Raw genomic sequence first — 26048 nt, 5'->3', positions numbered from 1 at the left:
TCTTTTTTCCAAAGACCGGCGGGCCCGGGTGCGAGTGCGCCGCGCGGCCCGCCGGCACCCGGACCGGACCACGAGCGACCACATGTGAGGAGAGCGGAACATGGGCAGGGACGGTGACAAGCCGCTGCTGCTGCTGATCGGCAGCAGTTCGCGGCGCAGCCGGGAGTTCATCCTGCGATCGGTGAGCCGGCGCTACGCGCTCTGGCTGCTCCAGCCGGCAGCGGTGACCTGGGAGGAGCCCTACGTCGTCGGCAGTACCGAGGTCGACAACACCCGTCCCGAACTCCTCGTCGAGGCCGCCCGCCGGGTGGCCGCCGAGCACGAGGTGACCGGCGTGTTCTGCTACGACGAGGGCCTGGTCACCCCGGCCGCGCACGTGGCGAAGGCGCTGGGGCTGCCGGGGAACTCCCCCGAGACCGTGGCCGCCTGCCGGGACAAGAACGCCACGCGGACCGCGCTGGAGCGGGCCGGGGTCGCCCAGCCCGTCTCCATCGGCGTGCGCTCCCTGGCCGAGGCCCGCCAGGCGGCGGACAAGATCGGCTTCCCGGTCGTGCTCAAGCCGCGCGGACTGGCCGGCGGCATGGGCGTGCGCCGGGCCGACGGTCCCGGCGACGTGGAGAGCGCCTACCGGGCGGCGACCGGCGTCTCCTACCCGGGCGTGCCCGTCTTCGAGGTGTCGGTGCTGGTCGAGGAGTACGTCGACGGGCCCGAGATCAGCGTGGACGCCGTCTTCTTCGAGGGCGAGGGCACCCCGCTGGCGGTGGCCCGCAAGCAGGTCGGGCTCGCGCCCTTCTTCGAGGAGACCGGGCACGAGGTGGACGCGGCCGACCCGCTGCTGTCCGACCCGCAGCTCGTCGAGGCGCTGCGGGCCAGCCACGCCGCGCTGGGCTTCCACACCGGGGTCAGCCACACCGAGTTCCGGCTCACCGCCGACGGCCCGCGCCTGATGGAGGTCAACGCCCGCCTCGGCGGCGACATGATCCCCTACCTCGGCGAGCTGGCCACCGGCGTCGACATCGCGATGGCGGCGGCCGACGTCGCGGCGGGCCGGCGCCCCGAGACCACGCCGACCCGGCAGCGGGCCGCGGCGATCACGTTCCTGTACCCCGAGCGGGACACCGAGATCGAGTCGGTGACCGTCCACGAGGACCGCTTCCCGGCCGGGATCCACGGCGCCGACCCCATGGCCGACCCGGGGGCCGTGCTGCGGCTGCCGCCGCGCGGCTACATCTCCCGGTACGCCCGGGTCATCGCCCTCGCCGACGGGATGGAGCAGGCACGGGCGGCCCTGCTGAAGGCACCGGAGATCGTGGAACTCGCCGGCCGCCCGGTGGAGGAGCCGCCCCGATGACGACCGGACAGACGTCCGCCGGGCCGGGCAAGGCGGGCCGGCCGTCGGTCCTGGAGACCCTGCGGGGGATCCCGGGCCCCATCTGGCTCGTGCTCGTCGGCATGCTGGTCAACCGGCTCGGCAACTTCCTCCAGATCTACCTGGTGCTCTATCTGACCGCCAAGGGGTTCTCCGCGACCGAGGCCGGGTTCGCGCTCGGCGCCTACGGCGTGGGCTCGGTGGTCGGCGTGCTGGTGGGCGGCTCGGCCTCCGACCGCATCGGCTATGCGTGGACCATCGTCGGGTCCATGGCGCTCGCCGGACTGGGCACGCTGAGCCTGCCCCACCTCGGCAGCCTGCCCCTGGTGATCGCGGTCGCCGCGGTCATCGGCCTGCTGGCGCAGATGTACCGGCCGGCCTCCTCGGCCCTGCTGGTGGAGCGCACGCCCGAGAGCCACCACGTGATGGTGTTCGCCGTCTACCGCATGGCGTTCAACCTCGGCACCACGGTGGGCCCGCTGCTCGGCGCGCTGCTCATCAGCCACTCGTACAACCTGATCTTCTATCTGGAGGCGGGGGCGCAGCTCGGCTTCGCCGCGTTCGCCCTGGTCCTGGCGCGCTCCGGGGGCATGGCCAGGCAGGCCGAGCGGCACGCCGACGCCCCGGCCCGGTCGTACACCGCCGTGCTGCGGGACACCCGGTACGTGCTGTTCCTGCTGGCGCTCTTCCTCAACGCCGTCGTCTACATCCAGCACACCTCCGCGCTGCCGCTCCAGATCAAGGCCGACGGACACAGCGTGGCGTTCTACTCCAGCCTGCTGTCGCTGAACGCCGTCATGGTCATTTGCCTGGAGCTGCTGTTCACCAAGTACGTGCAGCACCTGCCCGGCAAGGTCGCCGTGGCGCTCGGCGTCGGACTGGTCGGCGTCGGCATGAACCTGTACGTGGCCGGGCCCGGCATGGCCATGTACGTCGTGGCGACCGTGGTGTGGACGGCCGGCGAGATGATCGGCACGCCGACCGCGTCGGCCTGGCCGGGCAAGGTCGCCCCCGAGCACCTGCGCGGCCGCTACATCGCCGCCGCCGCCTTCCCCATGCAGATCGGCTACGCGGTCGGCCCCGTGCTCGGCGTCGCCGCCTGGCAGCTGTCGCACGCGTCCGTGTGGTGGCTGTCCGGGCTGCTGACCGTGGGTGCCGTGGCGGCGGCCCTGGCCGGCATGAGCGAGCGCCGCGCGGACCCCGGTGCCGACCCCGCCCCGGCCGACGAGGAGCCGGCCGGGCGCGGCGGACCGGTCGCCGCCGACACTCCCTGACCCGCCCCACCGCACCCCCTGGATTCGGAAGCGAGCGAGCTGCGCATGGCCTACGCAGAAGGCATAGAGAAGTTCGTGGAGACGGTCAACGGCGCCCTGCCGCCGGACTTCTACACCTACCCCGTCGAACGGCAGCGGGTCCTGTACGACGCGCTGACCGAGGTCCTCCCCATCCCCGTGCCCGAGGGCGTCCGGCACCGGGACACCACCGTGGAACACGAGGGCCGCACGGCCCGGATCCGCATCTACGAACCGGCCGCGCGCACCGGCGACGCCGTGCTGTTCTACATCCGCGGCGGCGGCTTCGTCATCGGCTCGCTGCACAGCCACCACAGCCTGGTCGCCGAACTGGCCGACCGCACCGGCCTGGTGACGGTCGCGCTGGACTTCGGCATGGCCCCGGAGAACCCGTTCCCCGGCCCGCTGGAGGACTGCTACGCCGGACTGTGCGGCACCCTCGCCGCCCTGCCCGCGCTGGGCCTCGGCGACCTGGACCCGGACGGCGCGGTCATCTGCGGGGAGAGTTCGGGGGCCAACATGGCGGTGGTGCTGTCGATGATCGCGCGCGACCGCGGCGGCCCCCGGCTGCGCGGCCAGGCGGTGATCAGCCCGGTGCTGGACTTCACCCGCTGGCGGGACGGCGGCGAGGACGCGCCGCTGCTGTCCGGCGGCGAGATGGAGTTCTACACCGCCTGCTACTGCCCGAAGCCGGAACAGGCCGCGGACCCCTACGTCTCGCCGCTGCTCGGCGGCGCCTTCCACGACCTGCCGCCGGCCTACGTCGTCGGCTGCGCGATGGACTCCCTGTGCGTGGACGCGGAGAAGTACACCGCCCTGCTCAAGGAGCACGGCACGCCGGTCACCTACGTGCGCGAGGAGGGCATGGTGCACGCCCCGGTGCGCGCCCGGCGCGTCAGTGAACCCGCGGCGGAGTTCTTCGCCCGCTACTGCGCCGCCGTCTCGGCGCTCGCCCGGAAGGAAACCGTCGATGGCGGGCGCTGACCCGAGCGGCGGACCGGGGAAGGGCCCCTGCGTCGTCGTCGACCCCTACTCCTCCGGTGCCCTCTTCGCCGACGCCCTGCGCGAGCGGGGCGTCCCGGTCGCGGCGGTGGTCAGCAGCGCCCGCCCGCCCGAGGCGTTCGCCTCCTCCTACCGGCCCGGGGACTTCCCCGACGTCATCACCTACGACGGCGACCTGGACGAGGTCGTGGAGCGGGTGCGGGCGCTGGACCCGCGCTGTGTCATCGCCGGCTGCGAGTCCGGCGTGGAACTGGCCGAACGGCTCTCCCCCCGGGTGCTGCCCGCCCTGAGCAACGTACCCGCCCTGGCCGGGGCCCGCCGGGACAAGAGCCTGATGGCCGCCGCCGTGCGGGCCGCCGGGCTGCCGGTCATCCCGCAGCTGTGCACCGCCGACGTCGAGGAGGCGGCCGCCTGGCTGGAACGCGAGGGCCTGGCCGGGGCCGACCTCGTGATCAAGCCGCCCAAGAGCGCCAGCACCGACGGCGTGACCAAGGTGGCGGGCGGGGCGGACTGGCGGGCCGTGTTCGAGCGGCAGATCGGCCGGGTCAACCAGTTCGGCGAGGTGGACGACCGGCTCATCGTGCAGAAGTTCGTCACCGGCACCGAGTACGTGGTGGACACCTTCAGCCACGACGGCAAGCACTCCCTGGTGGACGTGTGCGCCTACGGCAAGGTCGACAACGGCCCGCACATGGCCGTCTACGACACCATGCGCTGGCTGCCCCCGGACGACCCGGCCGTCACCGCCCTGGCGGAGTACGTCTTCGGCGTCCTGGACGCGGTGGGCATCCGCTTCGGCTCCGCCCACGTCGAGGTGATGGGCACGGCCGACGGCCCGCTGCTCATCGAGCTGGGCGCCCGCCCGCACGGCGGCGGCCAGCCGCGGTTCAACCGCAACGCCACCGGCGACAGCCAGATCGACCGGACGGTGCGCTGGCTCACCGGCGGCGAACTGCCGCAGAGCTACGAGCTGCTGACCCACCAGATGTGCGTCTTCCACATGGCCCGCCGCTCCGGGACGGTGCGCGGCACCGCCGTCCTGGACGAGATCCGGACCTTGCCGAGCCACCACTTCTCGGTGCAGAACCTGTCCGACGGCGACCGGGTCCCCGTCACCAGGGACCTGGTCGACAGCCTCAACCTCGGGTTCGTGATCCTCGCCCACCCGGACGCGGAGCAGATCGAGCGGGACTACCGGGCCGTGCGCGCCCTGGAGCAGCGGCTGGCCGTCACGGAGCCATGATCCACGCGCTCGCCTTCCTGACGAGTTCCCTGGTGGTGATCATGGCGCCGGGCCCCGACCTGGCCCTGATCACCCGCCTGGTGCTCACCGGCTCCCCGCGCACCGCGACTCCCGCCGCGCTCGGCATGATCACGGCGGGAGCCCTCCAGGCGGCCCTGGGCGCCCTAGGCCTGAGCGCGCTGCTCGCCGCCCGCCCCGATCTGTTCGCCGCCTTCCGCTGGGCGGGCGCCGCCGTCCTGCTCGTCTGGGGGTACCGGGCCCTGCGCGCGGCCCTCGCCGCACCGGCCGCCACGGCGTCCGGCACGGCGGCGCGGGCGGGCGAGACCCCGCACGGCAGGGGGCGGGCCTTCGCGCTGGGGCTGCTGTGCACCGGCTCCAACCCCAAGGTCGGCATCTTCCTGATGGCGTTCCTGCCCCAGTTCGTGCCGGCCGGCGTGCACCCGGCCACCGGGGTGGCGGTCCTGGCCTGCTGTTACCTGGCCCTCGTCCTGGCCTGGCTGCTGGCGTGGACCAGGCTGGTGCACCGGCTGTCCCGGCACCTGCACTCGGCGCGCGCCCAGCGCCTCACCAACGGGCTGACCGCCGTCGTCTTCGGCGTCTTCGCGGTGCGCCTGGCCGTGGGCGGATGAGCGCGCCCGGCGGCCGGACCGGCGCCGGATTCCCGGCCCGGCGCTCAGGCCGTCCGGACCGGCTCCGCCTCCTCCCGGCCGAGCAGCGCCCCGGCGTACCGCAGCAGCGGGGCGGGCACGTCGAACCGGCCGAGCGCGTGCTCGCGCACCATGCTCGCGTCGGCCAGCCGGCACAGGGCCCACCGGGCCTCGCCCGGTGTCAGGCCGGCCAGCTCCGCCATGGTGTAGGCGGTGACGTCGGTGCCCCTGGTCCGGCCGAGCAGCCGGAACACCCGGCGGGCCGGCTCGGGCAGCGCGGTGTAGGACGGCTCGAAGACCCCCTGGACCGAGCACAGCAGGCTGTCCTGTGCGTCGGCGGGCTGCCGGAACAGCCCGCCGGCCTGCAACTCGGCGTAGTACTGGGCGATGCCGAGACCGGGGTGCTGCACCAGCCGCGTCGACAGGATCCGCAGCACCAGCGGCAGGCCGCCGCAGTACTTGCCCAGCGCCAGGGCGGCCAGGGGTTCCCGGCCGACGCGTTCCGGCCCCAGCAGCCGGCCGAGCAGCGCCAGCGTCTCGTCGTCGTCCAGCCCGTCGACGGCGACCCGCTGGACGCCCTCCCGGGCCGTCAGGTCGGGCAGGGTGTTGCGGCTGGTGACGAGCACGGCGCACCCCGCGTCCCCGGGGATCAGGGGACGGATCTGGTCCTCGTCCCACGCGTCGTCGAGCACGACCAGGACGCGCCGGCCGGACAGCCGGGTGCGGTAGAGGTTCGTCGCCTCGCCGAGGGTGCCGGGGATCCGGTCCCCGGGGACGCCGAGGGCGCGCAGGAAGGAGGCCATCGCCTCCAGGGCGTTCGGGGGGCGCTGCCGGGCGTGGCCGTGCAGGTCGGCGTAGAGCTGGCCGTCCGGGAAGCGGTCGAGCACCCGGTGCGCCCAGCGCAGGGCGATCGCCGTCTTGCCCACGCCGGGCGGCCCGGTGATCAGCGCGGCCGGGACCTGTCCGTCCCGCTCGCCGGGGGCGAGGAGCAACCGGTCCAGCTCCCGGAGCTGGGCGGTGCGCCCCACGAAGTGCCGGTTCAGCCCCGGGAGCTGGGACGGCCGGACCTCGGGCTGCCCGGGCGGGGCCGGCGGCGCGGTCTCCCGGTGGACCGGTGCCGCCCGCCGGGGCGGCGCTTCGCCCGCGGGACCGGTCAACTGCTGTTGCAGCACCTGCACATGGGCCTGGCGCAGCTCCAGGCCGGGCTGGAGGCCGAGTTCGGCGTCGAGGCGCCGGCCGACCTCGGCGAACACCCGCAGCGCCTCGGACTGTTCGCCGCAGCAGGCCAGCGCCAGCATCAGCCGCGCCTGGAGCCGCTCGTTCAGCGGTTCGTCCTCCGCGGCGGTGTACAGCGCGGGCACCACCAGCTCCGGCTGCCGGAACCGCAGCGCGAGGTCCGCGTACAGCAGCAGGTTCTCGGTCCGCTGCCGGGTGGCGGCCGTGGCCGCCGGGTGCAGCGCCAGCTGGGGTTCCTCGGTCAGGATCGGGCCGCGCCAGCAGCGGTGGGCCTGGCTCGCGAACTCGTAGGCGGCCGTGGGGTCGCCGTCGGCGTGGGCCCGCCGCGCCATGTCCGCGAGGTCCTGGAAACGGGTCAGGTCGACCTGGTCGCGCCCGAGCGACAGCGCGTAGCCGACGGGGGTGCGGATCAGGGGCGTGGACACCTGGTCCGCCGGGCCGGAACCGGGGGAGCGCAGCAGCCCGCGCGCCTGGCTCACATAGGTGTGGATCAGGTTCTGGTACGAGCGGGGCGGTTCCTTCGGCCAGAGCGTACGGCCTATTTCGTCCAGGCTGGCGGACTCCGGATGGCACAGCGCCAACAGGGACAATAACCTCCGCAGCTTGCAGGCGCGCACTTCGGCCACGGCGCCGCCGCGGTCGATGGTGAGGGCGCCGAGAATACCGATGCGCAGGCCCGATTCGCCCTGGGTCAGGGGTTTCCGGCTGCGTGACACGGAATGCCGGATGTCGTCGACCTCAAGCCCGAGGACGCCGGCCAGCCGCCGCAGGGTGCGGGCCTGGGGCTGTCCCACCCGGCCGCTCTCGATGTCGCGCAGGGCCCGCACGCTGATCCCGGCCAGTTCGGCGAACTCCCGCTGGGTCAGGCCCGTCCGCTCCCGGAATGTCCGGACCTGGATGCGGAAGGGAAGCGATGGCCTCGGGTGGATCGGACGGTCTGTGACGATTCCGGTGCTGCGAAGGTCCGGCATGCCCCCCCCGGTGCCGAGTGGTGATTCAGCCCCCTGGCAGTGCTCGATTGCAGGCGATCGTAAGTCGAATGGCCCGGTGGCGCAATTTACGCGGCGTGAACTCCGAATAGCGCCACCGCATATTCCCCGTGGCGCAAAACTATGCACGGAAGTAATTGACCGAAAAGCGCCGTTGACACGTGTGGGCCGGGCGCGATGGGAAGGGGCCCGGACGAGGGACGGAATCCCGGCCGACCGGCCCCGGCCGACCGGACCGGAGGGCCGGTTTCCGCCATCCTGGTGGTGTGCCGGGGGCGGCCGGATCCGGGGTGCCGGTGCCGACGGGGTCTGTCCGGCCGGTGACACGGTCCCTACCGTGGGGGGACCCGCGCGCCGACCGGTTCCGGGAAGGAGAACGGCCGTATGACATCCACCCCCAGGGCCGCAGGCGGATCGCCGGGCGACCCCGCCCCGCCGGCCGCCGTCACCGCCGGGCCCGCCCTCCTCGAGGAGGCGTGCCGGCTGGCCCCCGGGGCGGTCGCCCTGCGCCGCGCCCTGCACCGGGGCCCCGAGCTGGGCCTCGACCTGCCGGCCACCCAGCGCCTGGTCCTGGACGCGCTCGACGGCCTCGGCCTGGACGTCCGCACCGGGCGCGCCCTGTCCTCGGTGACCGCGACCCTCACCGGGGCGGGCGACGGCCCGGCGATCCTGCTGCGCGCCGACATGGACGCGCTGCCGGTCACCGAGGCCACCGGGCTGCCGTTCGCCTCGCGCGGTGCCGGGCTGATGCACGCCTGCGGGCACGACGCCCACATGGCGATGCTCGTCGGGGCGGCGCGGCTGCTCGCCGGGCGGCGCGACACCCTTCCCGGACGCGTGGTGTTCATGTTCCAGCCCGGCGAGGAAGGCCACCACGGAGCCCGCCTGATGATCGAGGAAGGGGTGCTGGAGGCGGCCGGAAGCCGGGTCGGCGCCGCCTTCGCCCTGCATGTGCACCCCAATCTGCCGGCCGGCGCGCTGCGGCTGCGGCCGGGACCCCAGATGGCGGCCTCCGACCTGTTCCGCGTCGTGGTCCGGGGGCGCGGCGGGCACGCCTCGGCGCCGCACACCGCCTGCGACCCGGTGCCGGTGGCCTGCGAGATCGTGCTCGCCCTGCAGACCGCCGTCACCCGGGGCGTGGCCGCCGACGACAGCGCCGTGCTCAGCGTGACCCGGCTGACCTCGGGCACCGCGGCCGGTGTCATCCCCGACACCGCCGAACTCTCCGGCACCCTGCGCACGCTGACCGAGCCGACCCGGCGCCACCTGCACGAGGCCATCGCCCGGGTCGCCCACGGGGTGGCCGCCGCGCACGGCGCCACGGCGGAGGCGACCGTCGTCCCCGGCTACCCGGTCACCGCCAACGACCCCGGCTTCACCGCCCTGGCCCACCGGGCCGCCGCCGACGCGCTCGGCGCCGGCGCGGTGGACGTCCTGCCCGCCCCGCACATGACGGCGGAGGACTTCTCCTACGTACTGCGGGCCGTCCCCGGAGCCATGGCCTTCCTCGGCGCCTGCCCGCCGGAGGCGGCCCCGCACGAGGCCCCGGCGCTGCACTCGCCCCGCATGACCGTCGACGAGGGCGTGATCGCCACCGGCATCGCCTGCCACGCCGCGGTGGCCCTCGCCTTCCTGGCCGGCGGCGCACGCGCGTCCCGCTGACCCCGGGCGGGCCGGCCGCGGCAGGGGCGGCGGGCCGCGCTCCGGGTGCTTGGAGGGCCCGACTCCCGCTGCCCGCCCCGGTGACCGGCGGGCGGAGCGCTCGTAACGATGCCATGAAGTGTGCCCGTCCAGGCGTGAACAGGTCAGGTCCTGGGCACGGACCCTCTACCGGTGTGCCGGACCGGTCGATGCCGGCAGGAGGAGGGCGTCATGGACCGTCGCATCCGGGTACGCGTCAGCCGGCGGCCCGCCGCTCCGCGCGGGCAGGAGATCGACCGGAGGACTCCCTCGGGGCGCGTGCTGCCGTACTGAACCGGCGTACGGCGGCGGCCAGCGCGGACCCCAGCGGCTCCGGCGGCGGCGTGCCGTCCGGCGCCGCGCTCGCCGTGACCGCCGCCGCGACCTGCCGCAGCTTGGTGTTGGTCCGCTGGGACGCCTCCCGCAGGATCTCCCACGCCTGCTCCGCGGTGCAGGCGTGGGCCGCCATCAGGACGCCCCGGGCCTGGTCGATGAGCGGACGGGAGTCGATCGCGTGCCGCAGCTGCGCTATCTCCAGGCGCAGCACGTCCAGTTGCTCGGCGCGCTCCCGGGCCACCGCCGAGGCCGCGGTGCCGGGGCGGGCGGCGGGCGGGCCGCCGCTGAGCGGGTCCACGGGGTCCAGGCCCATCAGCTCCAGCACCCGGCGCGGCTGCCCGCGCCAGCCGGTGGCGGCGACCGGCACGTGGTGCCGGCGGCCGTACTCGCCCAGGGCGCGCAGGGCCGTGAGCCCCGCCGTGTCCAGGAAGACCACCTCGCCGGCGTCCAGCTCGACGCGCGAGATTCCCGGCGGCAACGAGGCCAGGGCCTCGGCGAAGGCGTCGGCGCAGCCCTGGACCAGCTCGCCGCGGGCCCGGAGCAGGGCCCGCCCGCCCTCCGCGCGGACGCCGACGGTCAGGGGTGCCGGCCGCCCGCCGTGCGGTGCGCGTGCCGCTGTGGTCATGTCTCCCCTCCCGGGCCGCGGTCCTCCGTGCTTCCCCGCCTGCCCCCCGCGCCGCGCCCTACACCCGCCGCGCGGGCCCGGCCCCGGCCCCGCGCGCGCCCGTGCGGCACGGACGGCGTGCGCCGGGCGGGGAGCGGAGGGCGCATACTGGGCAGCTGTGTATCTGTGCGACTGGGAGACGGCATGAGCGCGGCCGAGTCGGCCCGACTGCCGCAGGCCGCCGCCGTTCCCGAACAGGCGGCGCCGCGGCTCGACGTGTACCCGCTGACCGGGCGGAGCGGATTCCGTGCGGTGGGTGAGGTGATCCTGCCCACGCGTGACATATGGGAGCGCGCGCTGAAGCGGGTCGCGCGCGAGGCCGAGGACGTCGGGGGCGAGGACGTGTATTACTTGGAGCTATCCGCGGTGACCTTCGTCGACGTGGCGGGCGCCGGCGCGCTGGCGGACACCGCCCGGAGCCTGGACGGGCGGCGCCGGCTGGTGCTGGACCGGCCGCCGCACACGCTGCCGCGGATGCTGGGGCTGCTGTGGCCCGGCCTCCCCGGGATCGAGGTGTCGGCGTCATGACCACGGTGAGCGAGTCCGCGGAGCCGTTCGCGCACCCGGCGCTGTTCTACGGCGACACGGACCAGTACCTGGCCGGCACCGTCTCCTTCGTCCGCGAGGGCCTCACGTCGGGCGAGCCGGTCGCGGTCGCCGTACCGGCGGAGAACCTGCGGCTGATCCGGGACGCGCTGGGCGCCGACGGCGACGGCGTGCTGTTCCTGGACATGCGCGAGGCCGGACGCAACCCCGGCCGGATCATCCCCGGCGTGCTGCGCGCCTTCGCCGACCGGCAGCTCCCCGGCCGGCGGGTCCGGATCATCGGCGAGCCGATCTGGGCGGGCCGCAGCGCCGAGGAGTACCCGGCCTGCGCCCAGCACGAGGCGCTGATCAACGCGGCGTTCCGGGGCCGCGAGGTCACCATCCTGTGCCCGTACGACGCCTCCCGGCTGGACGAGCGGGTGCTCGCCGACGCCCACGCCACCCACCCGGTGGTCATCCCCGGCGGCTCGGCCGACGGGCTGACCAGCCCGGAGTACGACCCCGACGGCGTCGTCGCCCGCTACAACCTGCCGCTGCCGCCCGCCCCCGGCGCCGGCCCCGGGGTGCTCGCCACCGCCTTCACCGAGGACTCCCTCTCCGCGGTCCGGCACCTGGCCACCGGCCACGGCGCCCGGCTCGGCCTGGCGGGGACGGCGCTGGAGAACCTGGCGCTGATCACCGCCGAGCTGACCACGAACAGCGTGGTGCACGGCGGCGGCACGGGCACGCTGACGGTGTGGGCACAGCACGGGCACGTGCTGTGCGAGGTCCGCGACAAGGGCCGTCTCGCCGACCCGCTGGCCGGCCGCCGTCCCGCCGCCCGCGACCAGCGCGGCGGACGCGGACTGCTCCTGGTCAACCTGCTGTCCGACCTCGTTCGCGTCCACACCGGGCCGGAGGGCACCACCATCCGCTGCTACCTGGGCCGCTGAGCCCGGAAACCCGGCGCCGGCCTCAGGGGCGGCCCCGCGCGGGAGCGCGGGGCCGAGCCCGTCCCGCCGGGCCGGCGGCCGGGCGGCGGCGTGCCGTCCGTCAGGCGGCCAGCGGGTTCAGCTGGAGCGGCTCGATCCGCCCCTCCAGCATCGCGCCGAGCCCTTCGGCCACGCACACGTCCGGGCGTTCGGCGATGTGCACCGGCATCCTCGTGGCCCGGCGCAGCATCTGGTCGAAGCCGGGCAGCAGGGCCGAGCCGCCGACCATCACGATCCCGCGGTCGGCGAGGTCGGCCACCAGGTCGGGCGGGCAGTCGCGCAGCACCTTCCCGATGCCGTCCAGGACGGCCGTCAGCGGGGTCTGGATCGCGTCGCGCACGGCCGCCGTGTCCACCCGTACGCTGCGGGCGAGCCCCGTGGCCACGTCCCGGCCGTGGATCTCGGCCGACTCCGGGCCCCCGGGGGTGAGGCCGTTGCCCGACAGGGCCAGGTGCAGCGGCCGTACCGACTGGGTGGGCAGCATCAGCTCGTGCCGGTGCCGCAGGTGCTGCACGATCGCGTGGTCCACGGCCTCGCCGCCCACCGGGATCCGCTCGGCGGCGACGATGGAGCCCAGCGAGAGCACCGCCACCTGGGTCGCCGCCGCCCCGCACACCATCACCATGGCGGCCTCCGGCCGCTCCACCGGCAGCCCGCACCCCACCGCGGCGGCGATCAGCGTGTCCACCAGCTCCACCCGGCGCGCCCCCAGCCCGACCAGCGTCTCGACGGTCGCCCGCTGCGCCAGCGGGTCGGCGTCGTGCGGGGCGCAGGCCGCCGCCCGCAGCCGGGGCTTGCGGCGCAGCATGCGGCGCATCTTGTCGCCCAGCAGGTGCCGCAGCATGCGCTGGGCCATCTCGATGTCCACCACCGTGCCGCCGGAGACGGGCCGCACGACCTTGATGTAGTCGGGGGTGCGGCCCGTCATCCGCTCCGCGAACTCGCCCACGGCGATGAGCGCGCCGCTGCGGGTGTTCACGGCGGCGGCCGAGGGCTGGTCCACGACCAGACCGGCGCCCTTCACGTACACCCGGGTACGCGCCGCGCCCAGGTCGACGGCGAAGTGGCAGCGGCGCAACTGCTCCAGGCTGACGGTCACGGCGGATCCTCCCGAGTGCACGGACCTTGGGGCGCCCGGCCGACCGCCGGGTCCACTGGCATCCTGACGCGCCGCGGGGAGCGGACGCCCGCTGGGCGCCGCCGGGCGGGGCGCCGCCGAACGGGCGTAATTCCCGGCCGCACCGGTGTGTCGCCGGGTCACAGGGCGCGCGCGGCCTCCAGCAGCGGTTCCAGGGAGGAGACGGTGACCTCGCTGCCCTCCCCGCGCAGCCGCCGCCGCCCGGCCGCGGTGGGCGCGTAGCCGATGAAGCGGACGCCGAGCTGCTGGGCGGCGGTGAGTTCGGCGACCGAAGAGCTGATCAGGACCCCGCTGCGGGCGGGCGTGGAGCGGGCGTCCAGGGCGCGCAGCAGGCAGTCGGGGTGCGGGGTCAGCAGGCCGAGGTCGTCGCGGCGGCCGTGGACGCCCGCCAGCGGCAGCCGGTGGGGCCGCAGACAGCGGTGGACGGCCGCGGTCGACACGTCCGTCACCACGCTGACCCGGCGCCCGGAGCGGTACAGGGCGCGCACCAGCGACAGGGAGCGGTGCGTCAGGGGCGCGTCCGGGACGGCGGCCAGCTCCAGGTCGTCGAGGCGGGCCCGCAGCAGGGGCCCGAGCCGGTCGTGCGCGAAGGCCCGCAGCAGGTCCAGCGGATGGGTGAACGCCTCCCTCCCGGCGGCGCTCGCGACCGGCAGCGACCGGCCGGACAGCGCGTCCTGGGGATCGCGGTGGTCGGCCACCACCGACAGCAGGTCGAGCACCGCCTCCCGCGCCGAGTGCGCCGTGAACAGCCGGGCGAGCGGCCCCTCGAAGCCGATCAGCACCGTCTCGGCGTCGTCGAGCAGGGCGGCCAGCCGCCGCCGGGACGGCACGGGCGGCTCCGCCGCCGGGACCGGTGCCCACTCGGGGACCAGCTGCACGGTGTACGTCACCGCGAGCCCCGGCACCGGCCAGTCGGCCACCCCCGCGTTCACCGCCCGCTGGGCCGCGCCCGCCCGGCGCAGCGGGTGCCGGCGGGTGAGGGGGGCCGCCGCGGCGCACAGGTGGCGCAGCAGCCGCCCGGGGACGCCGGTGGCCTCCGCGCGGACGAAGGCGACCGGGTCGGCGACCCGCCAGGACAGCATCACGGCGGCCTGGAACGCGCCCTTGCCGGAGCTGGGCAGGGACACGATCCGGCGCGTCTCGTGCGGGGTGAGGTCGACCGAGTAGTACGTCTCCGGGCGCGGCGGGCGCGTGCCGTAGGGCTGGATCGGGTCGAGCAGTTGCAGCGGGCCGTCGGGGCGGGTGTGCACGACGGCCGTGCGGCCCGGGGTGGGGACGCCCAGTTCGCGCAGGTCGGGCGTGATGAACGGGCCCTGCACCAGGTCGCGTTCGCCGGGGGCGGCGGCCTTCGGCCCGAGCAGGCAGTACCAGGCGGCCGGCGGGCTGTCCGGGGCGCTGTCGGCGAACAGCGGCCTGAAGCGCTGGGCGCGCTGGGCCGCGGAGCTGGCGGCGAACTCGTCGTACAGCGCGGGCGGCACGACGACCGTGACGTCCGCGGCCGTCTTCGGCGGGGCGGCGGACGGCCGTCCGAACGTCACCGTGAGCCGTGGCGGATCGCTCAGCCGGCCGAGCGCGTGGGGGAGTTCGCGCAGGGCGGCGGCGAGGACGGGCAGCAGGTAGGCGGTGGGCCCGGTCCGCACCAGGTAGCCGTCCGGGCGGACGGTCACCTCGTACTGGCGGGGACTGACGAAGCCGCGCGCGAGGATCTCGTGCACCGCGGCCTCCAGGGCGACCCGGGCCTCCGGGCGCCCGGTCAGCTCGTCGGCCGCGAAATGGATCCCGGGGCGGTCCTCGGCCGCCTCGCCGGCCAGGACCGTGAGCGTACGGCGCAGCGCCTCCAGGTCGGCCCGGGCCGCCGCGGCGGCCGGTCCCGGGATCCCCGGCAGCGGCTCGCCCCGCCACAGTGCCAGTGCCCGCCGGGCCGCCTGCCGGCCGCGGTCCGGGTCCCCGGCGGCCCGGGCCCGTTCGGCCTCGGCGGCCAGCCGGCGGGCGCGGAGGACGTCGACGCCGTCGTCGCCGAAGCCGCCGCCCGCGCGCAGGGCGTGGCCATGGGGGGTGGCGGACAGGGCCGGGCCGAGGAGCCGGCCGAGGCGGTCGAGAGCGCGCCGCAGGAGCGCACGGCCGGACGCGGGGTCGTCGGCGAGCCCGGCGGCCAGTTCCTCCTCGGTGGCGGGCGCGCCCCCGCGCAGCGCCAGCATGCACAGCACGGCCCGGTCGTTGCGGTCCTCGATGTCGAGGGGCCGGCCGTCGCGGGTGACCCGGAACGGGCCGAGGAGGGAGAGACGGAGCGGGCCGTGGCGTTCGGCCAGGCCGAGGAGCCGCTCGACGCCGTCGCGCCGGCCCTCCGGGGTGCCGGAGCGCAGACCGACGGCGGCGGCGTCCAGCTCCGCCCGCAGCGCGTCCGAGCCGGCGTACAGGGAGCGCGCGATGTCGCCGAGCGCCCGCAGCGACCGCTCGCGGTCCCCGGGGACCAGGGGTGCGGCGTCCAGACAGGTCAGGACCGGCCCGTCCGGGCCGAGGACGACGGCCCCGGCGTCCGGCACCCCGCGGGGCCCCTCCTGCGCGTGCAGGGCGAGGACCGCCTCCGTCAGCCTCGGCAGCAGGGCGACGACCTCGTCGGCGGGCAGCCCGTCCGGAGCGTCCTCCAGGCGCCGGCGCAGCGTGGGGCCTATGACGAACTCCCGTACCAGGTAGGGGGTCCCGTCGGCGTGGCCGTGGTCGAGGACGCGCGCGATCCCCGGGTGGAGCGGTTCGCGCAGCCGTCGGCACAGGTCCGCGAACGCGGCGGGGGACGGCCCCGGCGGATACCGGTGCAGCACGACCAGGGCGTTCCCCTCCCGCGTGTCCTCGGCCAGCCAGCCCGTGCCCCTGCCCGGCCCGACCAGCCGGTACCGCCCCGCGAACGGCCCCTCGGCGCCGTCCGCCGTCAGCCGCCGCACGCTGTCCTCGCGCACCGTGGCGAACGGATCGTCCTCGACGGCCGTCCCCGCGCCCCGCGCGGACGGCACCGACGCCCGGAACTCGCCCGGCGCCCGGCCCGCCCTGCGGTCGATCAGCCCGCCGATCCGGCCGAGGAGTTCGGTGGTGCGGTGGCGCTCGGTGCGGGGCAGGCCGAGCAGCAGCAGCTCGCGGACGCCGTCCCGGAACGCGTAGGCGCCGGGCGGGGCGCCGGGCACGGCGGCGAGCATGCCGCTGAGGACGACCTCGGCCAGGTGCCGCGGCCGCGGCTCCGGCTCGACCGCGGCCTGCACCAGGCGCATGACCGGCAGATCCGGACGCCCCAGCGCGAGGTGCCCGGCCAGCCGGACCGCCTCGGGCGAGGCGGTCGCCCGGAACCGCAGCACCAGTTCCTCGGCGGTGAGCCGCCCGACGTCGGTGCGGTCCTCGGCGTCGGCCGGCAGCGGACGGCCCAGCTCGGCGACCGCGGCGGGGAACTCGGCGCCGCCCGGCGTCGCCAGCAGGGCGGCCCAGTGCGCCAGCCACCGCGGTTCCGGCTCCAGCACGGGCAGCGGCACGGCCCCGGGCGCGCGGGCCCCCTCGTCCGGCCCGGGCCCGGGGCGGCACTCGTACGGCGTGAACGTGAGCGCCGCCGAGGGCGCCGCGGGGTGCGGGGCCGACAGGGTGCCGGGGCCGGCGGGCAGGGCCGTGTCCCGCCACAGGTGCTCCGGCAGCGGCTGTACGACGGCCAGCGGCATCCGGCGCGCCCAGCGGTGCAGGGTGGCGTACCAGCGCTCCCCGGCGGGGCCCTGCCGCCACTGCGGGCCCATGCAGTCGCTGATCAGCAGCGTGACGGTGCGGCCGTCGGCGGGGGCGGGCACACCGGGGCCGCGCACCCGGCCGTCGGCGTCCGCGCGGTAGAGGCCGATCGTGCGGAACGCGCCCGACTCGCCCAGCACCGTGTGCAGTTCACGCACCAGCGGGCGCCACAGGGGCATGGTCGGCCCGGCGTCGTACACCAGGTTCAGCCGCAGCCAGCGCTCCCGGGCGGGCCGCAGCACCGGCAGCCACCACGCGGGGTCGGCGCCCAGCCGGGCGATGCGGTCGGCGGTGGCCCGCTCGTCCAGCTCCCGGCCCACGGGCGCGTCGGTCCGGCGGGTCAGCGGACGCAGCGCGCGGTGCAGGGCGAGCCGGTGGCGCAGCATCGGGGGCGCCGGGGCGAGGAGCGTGGCGTGCGGCCGGGCATCCGCCGGGGCGGGCCGCCGGGCGGGCAGGTGCAGGGGCACCCGGGCGGGCGGCGCGGGCGGCCGGGCGGGTTCCGGCGGCGGCCCGGGCGGGGGCGCCGACGGCCGGCGCGGGGACGGCGGTTGCGCGGACGGCGCGGGGGAGGGGGCCGGTGGGGTGCGCTCCCCGGCCTCCGGCCCGGCGGTGCCCGTCTCCGGCCCGGCGGTGCCGCGCGCCGGTCCCGTGTGCCGGGCCAGCCACAGCACTTCGGCCAGTTCCAGCGGCGTGGGGCGCACCCCGTGGGCCGCCCGGGCCAGCACGTCGGCCAGGCGGACCACGGGGTCCGGGGCACCGGACGGCTCAGAAGACATCGGACTGCGCGCTCTGTCCCAGATACGGCATCAGCTGTTCGGCCAGCCGGTCCAGCGACTCGGCGTCCAGGTCGGCGGAGCGGGCCAGGTAGATCGCGTTCAGCAACTGGTCGGTGGCCAGCTCGCCGGCGCCCGAGCGGGTCAGGAAGCGGTCGATCAGGGTCCGCGCGTAGGCGTCGGGCTCGCCCAGGTGGGCGCGGACGATCCCGGCGAGGTGCCGGTCGTCCGGCTGCCTGAGGTGCAGCGTGACACAGCGGCGCAGGAAGGCGGGCGGGAACTCGCGCTCGCCGTTGCTGGTGAGGACGACGAACGGGAAGGCCCGGCAGCGCACCCGGCCGCGGACCACCGGGACCCGCTCCTCGGTGCCGTCGGCCAGCACCTCGGCGACACCGTCCGGGGTCAGCCGGGAGGCGCGCACCAGCTCGGGGATCTCGTACTGGCCCTCCTCCAGCACGTTCAGCAGGTCGTTGGGCAGGTCGAGGTCGCTCTTGTCGATCTCGTCGATGAGCAGCGCGCGGGGCCGGGCGTACGGCAGCAGCGCGGTGCCCAGCGGGCCGAGCCGCAGGTGGTCCTCGATGCCCGACCCGTCGGCCGTGCCGTCCGTCCGGCCCTCCTTGGCCGCCTCCTGCCGGGCCGCGTAGAGCCGGGAGAGCGGGTCGTACTGGTAGAGGCCGTCGTGCAGGGTGCTGCGGCTGGTGATGTTCCAGCGCAGCACCGGGCCGAGCCGCAGCTCCCGGGCGACCGCGTACGCCAGCGAGGACTTGCCGGTGCCGGGCGGGCCGGTGACCAGCAGCGGGCGGCGCAGGTACAGGGCCGCGTTGACCAGCTCGACCGTCTCCTCGGTGGCCTGGTAGGTCTCGGCGCGGTGGGCGCGGTCGGGGGAGACCGCGGCGGTGTCCGCGGCGGCGTCCGGGGACGGCAGCACCGGTCCGCCGTCGAAGGCCCGCCAGGGCGGCGGCGCGGGCAGCTCGGTGATGCCGTCGTGCGGCGCGTTCGTACCGGTGTAGACGGGCCACAGGGGCATGGGTCTTCTTCTCCGTGGGGCTCGGGCGGTCAGGCGACGGGCGAGTGCAGGCTCGCGCCGGTCCCGGGGAAGCAGCGCGGGTCGTCCCAGAGCAGCTGGAGGTCTCTCGCCCAGTGCCGCTCGGGGTCGTCGGCGGCCTCCGCGGTCATCCGCAACTCCATGACGTGCCGGGGCAGTTCGGCGGGCGGGACATCGGCGACGGAGGCGGTGAGCTGGTCCAGGAACGCGGTGCCGGGGCAGGACGCGTCCGGGCCCCCGCCGCCGGGGCAGGACGCGGGCCGGCCCTCGGCGCCGGGAGGCTCCCGCCGTGCGGCCCCGGCGCGGGGCGCGTCCCCGTGCACCGCGCACGCGGCGCCGCTGCGGGGCCACAGCAGGACCGGCACGGGCACGGTGAGCCCGACCTCGAAGTGCGTCCGGGCCACCGTGGGCGGGGCGGCGAAGCCCGCCAGCCGGGCGTCGCCGTCCCACAGCCTCTTGCGCAGGCTCGGCGGGCGCTCCCGGGTGCCGCACTCCACGCGGTGCACCTCGGTCCCGCCCCCGGTGTCCAGCTTCTGCCACTTCTTGCGCAACTGGTGGCGCAGCCGTCCGCTGTGGTGCCGGGCCCGGTCGGTCACCACCAGGGGGTAGGCGCAGCCCAGGGGCGTGCTGTCGTCCGCGCCGCACTCCCAGTGCGCCACCGCCTCGTTGAGCCACTCGCGCGGCAGCACGAACGTCACCAGCTCCTCGGCGTCGGGGGCGAGATGGGCCACGGCCTCGTCGATGCGGCTCTGGACGTAGGCCCGCACTCCGGTGCGGGGCAGCCGGCGGGCGCCCACCGGCCGGCGCCGGCCGTCGCGGTACGCGGACACCTCCACGGTCACCTGGTCGGGGCCGGCGCCGCTGTGGTCGATCTCCACGACCACCGGCGACCAGGCGGGCCCGGCCGGGGCGTCCGGCGCCACCGGCGGCGGTGACACCCGCCCGCCGTCCAGCAGTTCGCCGAGCCGGTCGGTGAACCGGCGCACCGCGTCCGCGTCCGGGACCTCCCAGCGCACGTAGTCCGCCGCCGCCCGCAGGGACGCGAATCCGCCCGGGGGCAGGGGCGGGCCGAAGGGGCCCACCGCGTCCAGGTACAGCCGGTCGGGGTCGCACACCCCGCCGGGACCGGCCGCGGCCCGGCGCAGCAGGTCGTACAGGCGCGGGCGGCCGTCGTCCCCGGCTCCCGGACCGGGCACCAGCTCTCCCAGGTCGGGCCAGTACCGGGCCAGCACGTCCAGCGGCAGCATCCGGCCCTTGTGCACGTGCGGCGACGTGCCGAGGGCCGCGGTGACCATGCCGGCCACCCTGCCGTCCGGGAGCGTCGCGGCCGCCCCGCTGAACCCGTCCGCGATCGGCTGCCCGTGCCCGTGCCAGGCCACCAGCTCCAGCCACTCGCCCGCGATCAACTGCGGGGAGACGGCCCGGTATTCGGCGAGCGTTCCCTCGTCGTAGCCCTCGGGGAAGCCGTAGGCGACCAGTTTCGGGTACGGCTCGGCGCACGCGGCGTCGGGCGGGGCGAAACGGGCCGGGGCGAGCGGGATGTCGTGGTCCACCGCGAGTTCGAGCACGGCCACGTCGCCGGGGTCGGTGACCCCGCCCGCCCAGCCGCCGTGGGCGACGACCGTCGCGGGCACCTCGCCCAGCTCCCTGGCGTGCGGGAAACCGACCGTGACCGCGGCCCGGCCGCTGTCCCGGACCACATGGGCGCAGGTGAGCACCCGGCGGCCGGTCACCAGGAAGCCGGCCCCCACCGCGTTGCCGCAGGCGATCCGGGCGTGCCAGGCGGCCCCGCCCATCACCGGGCCCCGGGCTCCGGCCCCGACGCGCTCTGCCCCGGCACGGCGGGCGCCGGTGCGGCCCGGTCCGGGGACCAGCTGAGCTTCACCACCAGGTGGCCCTCCGTCGACCCCTTCGCGATGACCGCGCCGGCCTCGGCGGACAGCCGCACGCCGAACTCGATCTCCACCGCGTCGGGGCGCAGGCTGCCGTCCCGGAAGACCCGCAGCGCCGCTGCCGCCGCCGCCCGTACGCCGTCCAGGGCGCCCTCGAAGGTGCGCGCGGCCTGTGCCGGGCCGTCGCCGCGCGCGACGAGGCGGGCACCCGACCGGGCGTTCACGCCGTCCACCACGACGAGCGCGCCGTCCTCGGTTCTGAACTCGACCAGTCCGTCGTCCATGGCGCCGCCCGCTCCCCCTCGTGTCGTGCGTGATCCGTGCAGCAACCCCCATGGTACGGACGGTGCTTGGCCCGTCACACCACCGAGCGGGCCCGGCGGGGCGGCGGCCGCCCCGGCGGGAACCCGCCGGGCGCGTTTCCGTCGGCCGCGGCCGGCTCCCGCGCCCGGCCGCCCCCTCACACTCGTCCCAGCACACGACGGGCCCGACGCACACGAGATGAGGCGTGGATGAGCACACGACCAGTCAGACGCGGGACGGTACTGCCGGCGGTGGCGCTGGTGGGCGCCCTGCTGCCGGCCGGCCCGGCGGTCGCCCGGGCGGCCCCCGCCGCCGCGCCCGCCCCCGCCGCCCCCGCGACCGTCACCCTGGTCACCGGTGACCGGGTGACCGTCACCGACCTCGGACACGGCCGGCAGACCGTCACCGTACGGCGGCCCCAGGGCGCCACCGGGGCCGTCCGCACGCAGAAGAGCGACGGGCACCTGAGCGTCGTACCGGACGAGGCGCTGCCGTACCTGCGGGCCGGCACCCTGGACCGGCGGCTGTTCGACGTCGGCGACCTGATCCGGCAGGGGCTCACCGACGCCGGGGCGGACGCGCTGCCGCTGATCGTGACCTACGGCAAGGGCGTCCGGGCCGCCGCCCCGGCCGGGGCCCGGTGGACGCGGGCGCTGCCCAGCCTGCGCGGCGCCGCCGTGGCCGCCGACCGGAGCCGTACCTTCTGGCGGTCGTTCACCCGGGGCGCCGGCCTCGGCAAGGTGTGGCTGGACGGGCGGGTGAGGGCCGACCTCGCCCACAGCAACGCCCGGATCGGCACGGCGGCGGCCTGGGAGACGGGGCTGACCGGCAAGGGCGTCACCGTCGCCGTCCTGGACACCGGCGCCGACCTCGGCCACCCCGACCTGGCCGGCCGGGTCGGCCCCAGCCGCAGCTTCGTCGAGGGGGAGGAGGTCGCCGACCGCAACGGGCACGGCACCCACGTCGCCTCCACCGTCGGCGGCAGCGGCGCCGCCTCCGGCGGCACCGAGAAGGGGGTCGCGCCCGGCGCCACGCTCGCCGTCGGCAAGGTGCTCGGCGACCAGGGTTCGGGCAGCGAGTCCCAGATCATCGCCGGGATGGAGTGGGCCGCCCGGGACGTGCGGGCGCGGATCGTCTCCATGAGCCTCGGCTCCCCGGAACCGAGCGACGGCACCGACCCGATGGCCCAGGCGGTGAACACCCTCTCGAAGGAGACCGGGGCGCTGTTCGTGGTCGCCGCCGGCAACACCGGCGCCCCCTCCTCGATCGGCTCGCCCGGCGCCGCCGACGCCGCCCTCACCGTCGGCGCCGTCGACGACGCCGACCAGCCGGCCTCCTTCACCTCCGCCGGACCCCGCTCCGGCGACAACGCCCTCAAGCCGGACCTGGCCGCGCCCGGCGTCGACATCCTCGCCGCCCGCTCCCGGCTCGCCCCCGGCACCGGCGACTACACCGCCATGAGCGGCACCTCCATGGCGACCCCGCAGATCGCGGGCGTGGCCGCGCTGCTCGCCCAGCGGCATCCCGACTGGAGCGGCGCCGAGCTGAAGGACGCGCTGCTGTCCACCTCCCGGTGGCTCGACACCTCCGCCTACGTCCTGGGCGCGGGCCGGGTGAGCGTCCCCGACGCGGTGCGCGCGGGCCTCACCGCCACCGGCAGCGCCGACCTCGGCTTCCACCGCTGGCCCCCCGGCACCGACCGGCCCGTCACCCGCACCCTCACCTACCGCAACACCTCCGACACCGGCATACCGCTGAAGCTGTCCGTCCAGGGCGCCCCGGACGGCGTCGCCACCCTCGGCCGGGACACCCTCACCGTGCCCGCGCACTCCACCGCCTCCACCACCCTCACCGGGGACGCCGCCAAGGCGCCCGCCGGCGAGACCGGCGGCCGGGTCGTGGCCTCGGCCGAGGACGGCACGCCCCTCGCGCACACCGTGTTCGGGCTGGTCAAGGAGGAGGAGCGGTACACCCTCACCGTCCATGTGAAGGACCGCGACGGCGCCCCCGTGCCCGCCGACCTCACCGTGCAGCGGCTCGCGGAGGGCGAGGACGCCCGGCCCGCGCACGTCGACGGGTCCGGCACCCTGGAACTGCGCCTGGCACCGGGCGCCTACTCCCTCGCCACCTTCCTCGACGTGCGCGGCGCCCACGGCGCCGACTCGCTCGGCCTCGGCTTCCTCACGGCCCCCGAGGTCCTCCTCGACCACGACCGGGACGTCACCCTCGACGGCCGGACGCTGCGCGAGGTGAGGGCCGTCGTCGGCCGGCGCACCGAGACCCGCCAGCTGCTGATGGAGTACGACCGCCGGGCCGGCGGCGCCGACCTGTTCGGCGCCGTCCAGGTGCCCCTCGCCTACGACAGCGTCTTCGCCGCGCCCACCCGGGAGGTCACCCGGGGCACCTTCGAGTACCGCACCGTGTGGCGGCTGGCCAAGCCCCGGCTCCAGGTGAAGGGCGTCGGCGAGGCGACCGTCCAGCCGGGCGGCACCCTCGCCGAGGGCCGCACCCGGCTGCCGCTGGCCGACATCGGCGACGGCCCGCCGGCCGGGGTGTCCGGCAAGGCGGTCCTCGCCCGCCTCGCCCCCGGCGCCGACCCGGCCGCGCTCGCCCGGGCCGCCCAGGACGCGGGCGCCCGGGCCCTGTTCGTCACGGACGACACACCCGGCCGGCTGGTGGCCTGGTGGGGCACGGACGACAACGCCGACCGGCCGCTGACGGTCGCCACCGTGAACCGCGCCGACGCCGCCCGGCTGCGCGCGGCGGGCCGGGTCGACATGACCGGCACGGCCGACTCGCCGTACGTCTACGACCTGTCCGAGGGCCACCCGGGCGCGATCCCCGACCGGGACCTCGCCTACGCGCCCGGCGAGCGCCGGCTGGCCGCGGTACGGGTCGGGTTCCACTCGCCCGAGCCGGCACCCGGCGGGGAGTTCCGCTACTCCCTCACCGGCACCTTCCCCCTCGGCATCGGCTTCCAGGAGCGCGTCTTGCTGCCCGCCGAGCGCACCGACTACGTCTCCACCGGCCCCGGCCAGCTGTGGCACGAGTCCGTCACCGTCCGCGACGGCGCCCTGGAGGAACGCGGCGGGGCCGCCGAGTACACCGGCGGCACCCGCCCGGAGCTGGACTGGTTCCGCCCGGTGTGGCACCCGTGGCTGGGCACCGGGCTCGGCTGGGGACAGCAACGCGCCGGTGACCGGCTCCGGTTCAACACCCCCGGCTGGGGCGACTCCGGGCCCGACCACACCGGCTTCGGCGACGTGTGGAGCGAGGACGGCGGGCTGAGCCAGACCACCTCCGTCCACCTGGACGGCACCCTCGTGGACGAGAACACCGGCTCCACCGCCTACGTCCTCGGCGCGCCCGCCGACGAGCACACCTACAAGGTCGTCACCGACACCGCCCTGGACGCCGCCCGGTGGCGGCCCGCCACCCGCGGCCACGCCGAGTGGACCGTCCGGTCGGCGGCCGTTCCGGAGGACCGCTGGACGTATCTGCCGATGATCAACCTCGCCTTCGACCTCGACACCGACCTGGCCGGCCGGGTGCCCGCGGGCCGGCGCGTGCCGGTCGGGATCGCCGCCGGGTACGTGGCGGGCGCGACCGGCACCGGGACCCTCGGCGGCGGCCGGCTGGAGGTGTCGTACGACGACGGCGCCACCTGGCGGACGGTCCCGCTGACCGCCGGCCGGGGCGCCTCCTGGCGCGGCACGCTCACCGTGCCGCGCGGCACCGCCCACCTGTCCCTGCGCGCCTTCGCCCGCGACGACCAAGGCGGCTCGGCCGCCCAGGAGATCATCCGGGCGGCGGCCGTCGGGTAGCCCGGGGACGGGGGTGGTCCGCGGGCCCCACGATGCCCCGGACCACCCCCAGCTCCACCAGGTCCTGCGGCCGGATGCGCAACTGGCCGGCGGTCGCCTCCGCCTGCCCGGGCGGACGCTTGAGGATGGCCGCCGCGAGTTCGGGGGCGATCACCGAGAAGTAACTGTCCGGCGTGGCCCACGTGTTGCCCGGCGCGGCCAGCGCGAGGGCCCCGCCGGAGCCGCCCTCGCCGATCACCAGCGTGGTCAGGGGCACCCGCGCGGCGGCCACCGCGCCGAACACCTCGGCGATCGCGGCCCCCGCCCCCTGCCGCTCGGCGTCCGCGTCGTTGGCGGCGCCCGGGGTGTCCACCAGCGTCAGCACCGGGATGCCGAGCCGGTCCGCGAGCCGGATCAGCCGGGCGGCGGTGCGGTACCCGGCGGGCCGGGTCGCCGTCCCGGTCTGCGCCGCGAACGCCACGCTCCGGCCGTCCCGTTCGCCGAACCCGCACAGCATCCCGCCGGGATCGGTGCCGCCGCACCGGTCGCCGCCGATCAGCACCCGGCGCTCGAAGCAGTCGTCCAGATAGGCGTGCGCCCGGGGCCGCCCGGGGTCCCGGGCGCGGACGACGGCCTCCCAGCCGGTGGCGGGCAGCCCGGCCCCGCCCAGGGCCCGCGGCACGGGCGCCCCGGCGGCCGGGGCCGTCAGCAGCCGCAGCCAGGTGCCGAGCACCTCCCGCAGCCGGTCCGGCGCCACCACCGCGTCGGCCGCGCCCGCCGCCACCTGCGCCTCGGCCGTGTACGCGGCCGGGTCGGCGTCCGGCGGGCGGACCCGGGAGCCGGCGAAGCCGACCTGGGCGCCGGGCAGGGCCAGCACCACGTCCGCGCCCGCGCCGAGCGTGGCCCAGCCGCCGCCGGTCGTCGGGTCCCTGAGGACCGCGATCTGCGCCAGCCCCGCCTGCCGGGTGAGCGCGGACTCGCGGGCCACCCGCTGGAGCTGGGTGAGCGCGAGCATGCCCTCCTGCATCCGGCTGCCGCCCGTCGCGATCAGCACCACCACCGGCAGCCGGTGCGCCCGGGCATGGCCGTACGCCGCCACCAGCCGGTCCCCGGTGCGTTCGCCCAGCGAACCGCCCAGGAAGCCGAACTCGAAGGCGATCAGCACGGCCTCGGTGCCCGCGACGCGCGCGGTGCCGCAGACGACCGACTCCGCCTCGCCGGTGCGCTCGGCGGCGCGGGCGCGCGAGGCGTCGTAGCCCTGCCAGCCCAGCGGGCCGTCCGGTGCCGGACGGCCGGCGGGCGCGGGGAGTTCACGGAAGCCGTCCGGGTCCGCCAGCAGGGCCAGGACCTCCGCGCCGAGCGC

At 76.7% G+C, this 26048-nt stretch carries 17 protein-coding genes; 9 read left to right on the top strand and 8 right to left on the bottom strand.

The genetic code is table 11. The features are described from left to right. Positions 1-100: 100 nt before the first annotated feature. The 5 genes from ACZ63H_RS01915 to ACZ63H_RS01895 are packed head-to-tail and all read left to right on the top strand — an operon-like array spanning position 101 to position 5535. A complete protein-coding gene (locus ACZ63H_RS01915) occupies positions 101-1351 on the top strand; it encodes an ATP-grasp domain-containing protein (RefSeq protein ID WP_469861164.1) in 1251 nt (416 codons plus the stop codon). After that, the gene (locus ACZ63H_RS01910) at positions 1348-2643 is read left to right on the top strand and encodes an MFS transporter (protein ID WP_469861162.1); all 1296 of its coding nucleotides are present in this window, start codon (positions 1348-1350) and stop codon (positions 2641-2643) included. The genes ACZ63H_RS01915 and ACZ63H_RS01910 overlap by 4 nt, the downstream gene beginning before the upstream one ends. 45 nt (positions 2644-2688) lie before the next feature. Beyond that, positions 2689-3645: an alpha/beta hydrolase gene (locus ACZ63H_RS01905; RefSeq protein WP_469861161.1), complete on the top strand. Its 957-nt coding sequence runs from the start codon at positions 2689-2691 to the stop codon at positions 3643-3645. Further along, a complete protein-coding gene (locus tag ACZ63H_RS01900; protein WP_469861159.1) occupies positions 3632-4906 on the top strand; it encodes an ATP-grasp domain-containing protein in 1275 nt (424 codons plus the stop codon). The genes ACZ63H_RS01905 and ACZ63H_RS01900 overlap by 14 nt, the downstream gene beginning before the upstream one ends. After that, positions 4903-5535 (top strand): LysE family translocator, encoded by a 633-nt coding sequence (locus ACZ63H_RS01895; RefSeq protein WP_469861157.1) that lies wholly within the window; start codon positions 4903-4905, stop codon positions 5533-5535. The genes ACZ63H_RS01900 and ACZ63H_RS01895 overlap by 4 nt, the downstream gene beginning before the upstream one ends. Before the next feature lie 44 nt (positions 5536-5579). Here ACZ63H_RS01895 and ACZ63H_RS01890 read toward each other — a convergent pair whose 3' ends face one another. Then, on the bottom strand, positions 5580-7760 hold the full coding sequence (locus ACZ63H_RS01890; RefSeq protein ID WP_469861155.1) for a BTAD domain-containing putative transcriptional regulator: 2181 nt from the start codon (positions 7758-7760) through the stop codon (positions 5580-5582). Between the two features lie 402 nt (positions 7761-8162). On the opposite strand from ACZ63H_RS01890, the gene ACZ63H_RS01885 reads away from it, so the two are divergent. Next, on the top strand, positions 8163-9440 hold the full coding sequence (locus ACZ63H_RS01885; RefSeq protein ID WP_469861153.1) for a M20 metallopeptidase family protein: 1278 nt from the start codon (positions 8163-8165) through the stop codon (positions 9438-9440). Between the two features lie 235 nt (positions 9441-9675). On the opposite strand, the gene ACZ63H_RS01880 is transcribed toward ACZ63H_RS01885, so the two are convergent. Continuing rightward, positions 9676-10419 (bottom strand): ANTAR domain-containing response regulator, encoded by a 744-nt coding sequence (locus tag ACZ63H_RS01880; protein ID WP_469861151.1) that lies wholly within the window; start codon positions 10417-10419, stop codon positions 9676-9678. Between the two features lie 183 nt (positions 10420-10602). Here ACZ63H_RS01880 and ACZ63H_RS01875 point away from each other — a divergent pair, with 183 nt between their 5' ends. Continuing rightward, entirely contained in the window at positions 10603-10986 is a 384-nt protein-coding gene (locus ACZ63H_RS01875) for an STAS domain-containing protein (RefSeq protein WP_469861149.1), read from the top strand. Further along, complete coding sequence (locus tag ACZ63H_RS01870) at positions 10983-11936, top strand: anti-sigma factor RsbA family regulatory protein (RefSeq protein ID WP_469861147.1); 954 nt, start codon at positions 10983-10985, stop codon at positions 11934-11936. Before ACZ63H_RS01875 ends, ACZ63H_RS01870 begins: the two co-directional genes overlap by 4 nt. A gap of 100 nt (positions 11937-12036) precedes the next feature. On the opposite strand, the gene ACZ63H_RS01865 is transcribed toward ACZ63H_RS01870, so the two are convergent. The 5 genes from ACZ63H_RS01865 to ACZ63H_RS01845 all read right to left on the bottom strand — a co-directional run bounded on the left by ACZ63H_RS01865 (position 12037) and on the right by ACZ63H_RS01845 (position 20863). Beyond that, positions 12037-13074, bottom strand: coding sequence for a rod shape-determining protein (locus ACZ63H_RS01865; RefSeq protein ID WP_469861145.1), 1038 nt, complete (start codon positions 13072-13074; stop codon positions 12037-12039). A 158-nt stretch (positions 13075-13232) separates the two neighbouring features. Next, a complete protein-coding gene (locus ACZ63H_RS01860; RefSeq protein WP_469861143.1) occupies positions 13233-17645 on the bottom strand; it encodes an SAV_2336 N-terminal domain-related protein in 4413 nt (1470 codons plus the stop codon). Then, entirely contained in the window at positions 17635-18669 is a 1035-nt protein-coding gene (locus tag ACZ63H_RS01855) for an AAA family ATPase (protein ID WP_469861141.1), read from the bottom strand. Before ACZ63H_RS01855 ends, ACZ63H_RS01860 begins: the two co-directional genes overlap by 11 nt. A gap of 29 nt (positions 18670-18698) precedes the next feature. Then, the gene (locus tag ACZ63H_RS01850) at positions 18699-20483 is read right to left on the bottom strand and encodes a VMAP-C domain-containing protein (protein WP_469861376.1); all 1785 of its coding nucleotides are present in this window, start codon (positions 20481-20483) and stop codon (positions 18699-18701) included. Then, a complete protein-coding gene (locus ACZ63H_RS01845) occupies positions 20483-20863 on the bottom strand; it encodes a CU044_2847 family protein (RefSeq protein WP_469861139.1) in 381 nt (126 codons plus the stop codon). Before ACZ63H_RS01845 ends, ACZ63H_RS01850 begins: the two co-directional genes overlap by 1 nt. Positions 20864-21091: 228 nt before the next feature. Between ACZ63H_RS01845 and ACZ63H_RS01840 the strand changes: the two genes are divergently transcribed. After that, the gene (locus ACZ63H_RS01840; RefSeq protein ID WP_469861137.1) at positions 21092-24706 is read left to right on the top strand and encodes a S8 family serine peptidase; all 3615 of its coding nucleotides are present in this window, start codon (positions 21092-21094) and stop codon (positions 24704-24706) included. On the opposite strand, the gene ACZ63H_RS01835 is transcribed toward ACZ63H_RS01840, so the two are convergent. Beyond that, positions 24681-26030: a carboxyl transferase domain-containing protein gene (locus ACZ63H_RS01835; protein ID WP_469861374.1), complete on the bottom strand. Its 1350-nt coding sequence runs from the start codon at positions 26028-26030 to the stop codon at positions 24681-24683. The genes ACZ63H_RS01840 and ACZ63H_RS01835 overlap by 26 nt on opposite strands. Positions 26031-26048 lie beyond the last annotated feature (18 nt).

Source organism: Streptomyces sp. NPDC104831, assembly GCF_055583025.1.
This window is presented reverse-complemented; position numbering and strand designations above follow the sequence as displayed.

Excerpts from the sequence above, each read along its gene's own strand:
- ACZ63H_RS01915 (WP_469861164.1), top strand. The coding sequence starts at position 101 with ATGGGCAGGGACGGTGACAAGCCGCTGCTGCTGCTGATCGGCAGCAGT.
- ACZ63H_RS01910 (WP_469861162.1), top strand. The coding sequence starts at position 1,348 with ATGACGACCGGACAGACGTCCGCCGGGCCGGGCAAGGCGGGCCGGCCG.
- ACZ63H_RS01905 (WP_469861161.1), top strand. The coding sequence starts at position 2,689 with ATGGCCTACGCAGAAGGCATAGAGAAGTTCGTGGAGACGGTCAACGGC.
- ACZ63H_RS01900 (WP_469861159.1), top strand. The coding sequence starts at position 3,632 with ATGGCGGGCGCTGACCCGAGCGGCGGACCGGGGAAGGGCCCCTGCGTC.
- ACZ63H_RS01895 (WP_469861157.1), top strand. The coding sequence starts at position 4,903 with ATGATCCACGCGCTCGCCTTCCTGACGAGTTCCCTGGTGGTGATCATG.
- ACZ63H_RS01890 (WP_469861155.1), bottom strand. The coding sequence starts at position 7,760 with ATGCCGGACCTTCGCAGCACCGGAATCGTCACAGACCGTCCGATCCAC.
- ACZ63H_RS01885 (WP_469861153.1), top strand. The coding sequence starts at position 8,163 with ATGACATCCACCCCCAGGGCCGCAGGCGGATCGCCGGGCGACCCCGCC.
- ACZ63H_RS01880 (WP_469861151.1), bottom strand. The coding sequence starts at position 10,419 with ATGACCACAGCGGCACGCGCACCGCACGGCGGGCGGCCGGCACCCCTG.
- ACZ63H_RS01875 (WP_469861149.1), top strand. The coding sequence starts at position 10,603 with ATGAGCGCGGCCGAGTCGGCCCGACTGCCGCAGGCCGCCGCCGTTCCC.
- ACZ63H_RS01870 (WP_469861147.1), top strand. The coding sequence starts at position 10,983 with ATGACCACGGTGAGCGAGTCCGCGGAGCCGTTCGCGCACCCGGCGCTG.
- ACZ63H_RS01860 (WP_469861143.1), bottom strand. The coding sequence starts at position 17,645 with ATGTCTTCTGAGCCGTCCGGTGCCCCGGACCCCGTGGTCCGCCTGGCC.
- ACZ63H_RS01855 (WP_469861141.1), bottom strand. The coding sequence starts at position 18,669 with ATGCCCCTGTGGCCCGTCTACACCGGTACGAACGCGCCGCACGACGGC.
- ACZ63H_RS01850 (WP_469861376.1), bottom strand. The coding sequence starts at position 20,483 with ATGGGCGGGGCCGCCTGGCACGCCCGGATCGCCTGCGGCAACGCGGTG.
- ACZ63H_RS01845 (WP_469861139.1), bottom strand. The coding sequence starts at position 20,863 with ATGGACGACGGACTGGTCGAGTTCAGAACCGAGGACGGCGCGCTCGTC.
- ACZ63H_RS01840 (WP_469861137.1), top strand. The coding sequence starts at position 21,092 with ATGAGCACACGACCAGTCAGACGCGGGACGGTACTGCCGGCGGTGGCG.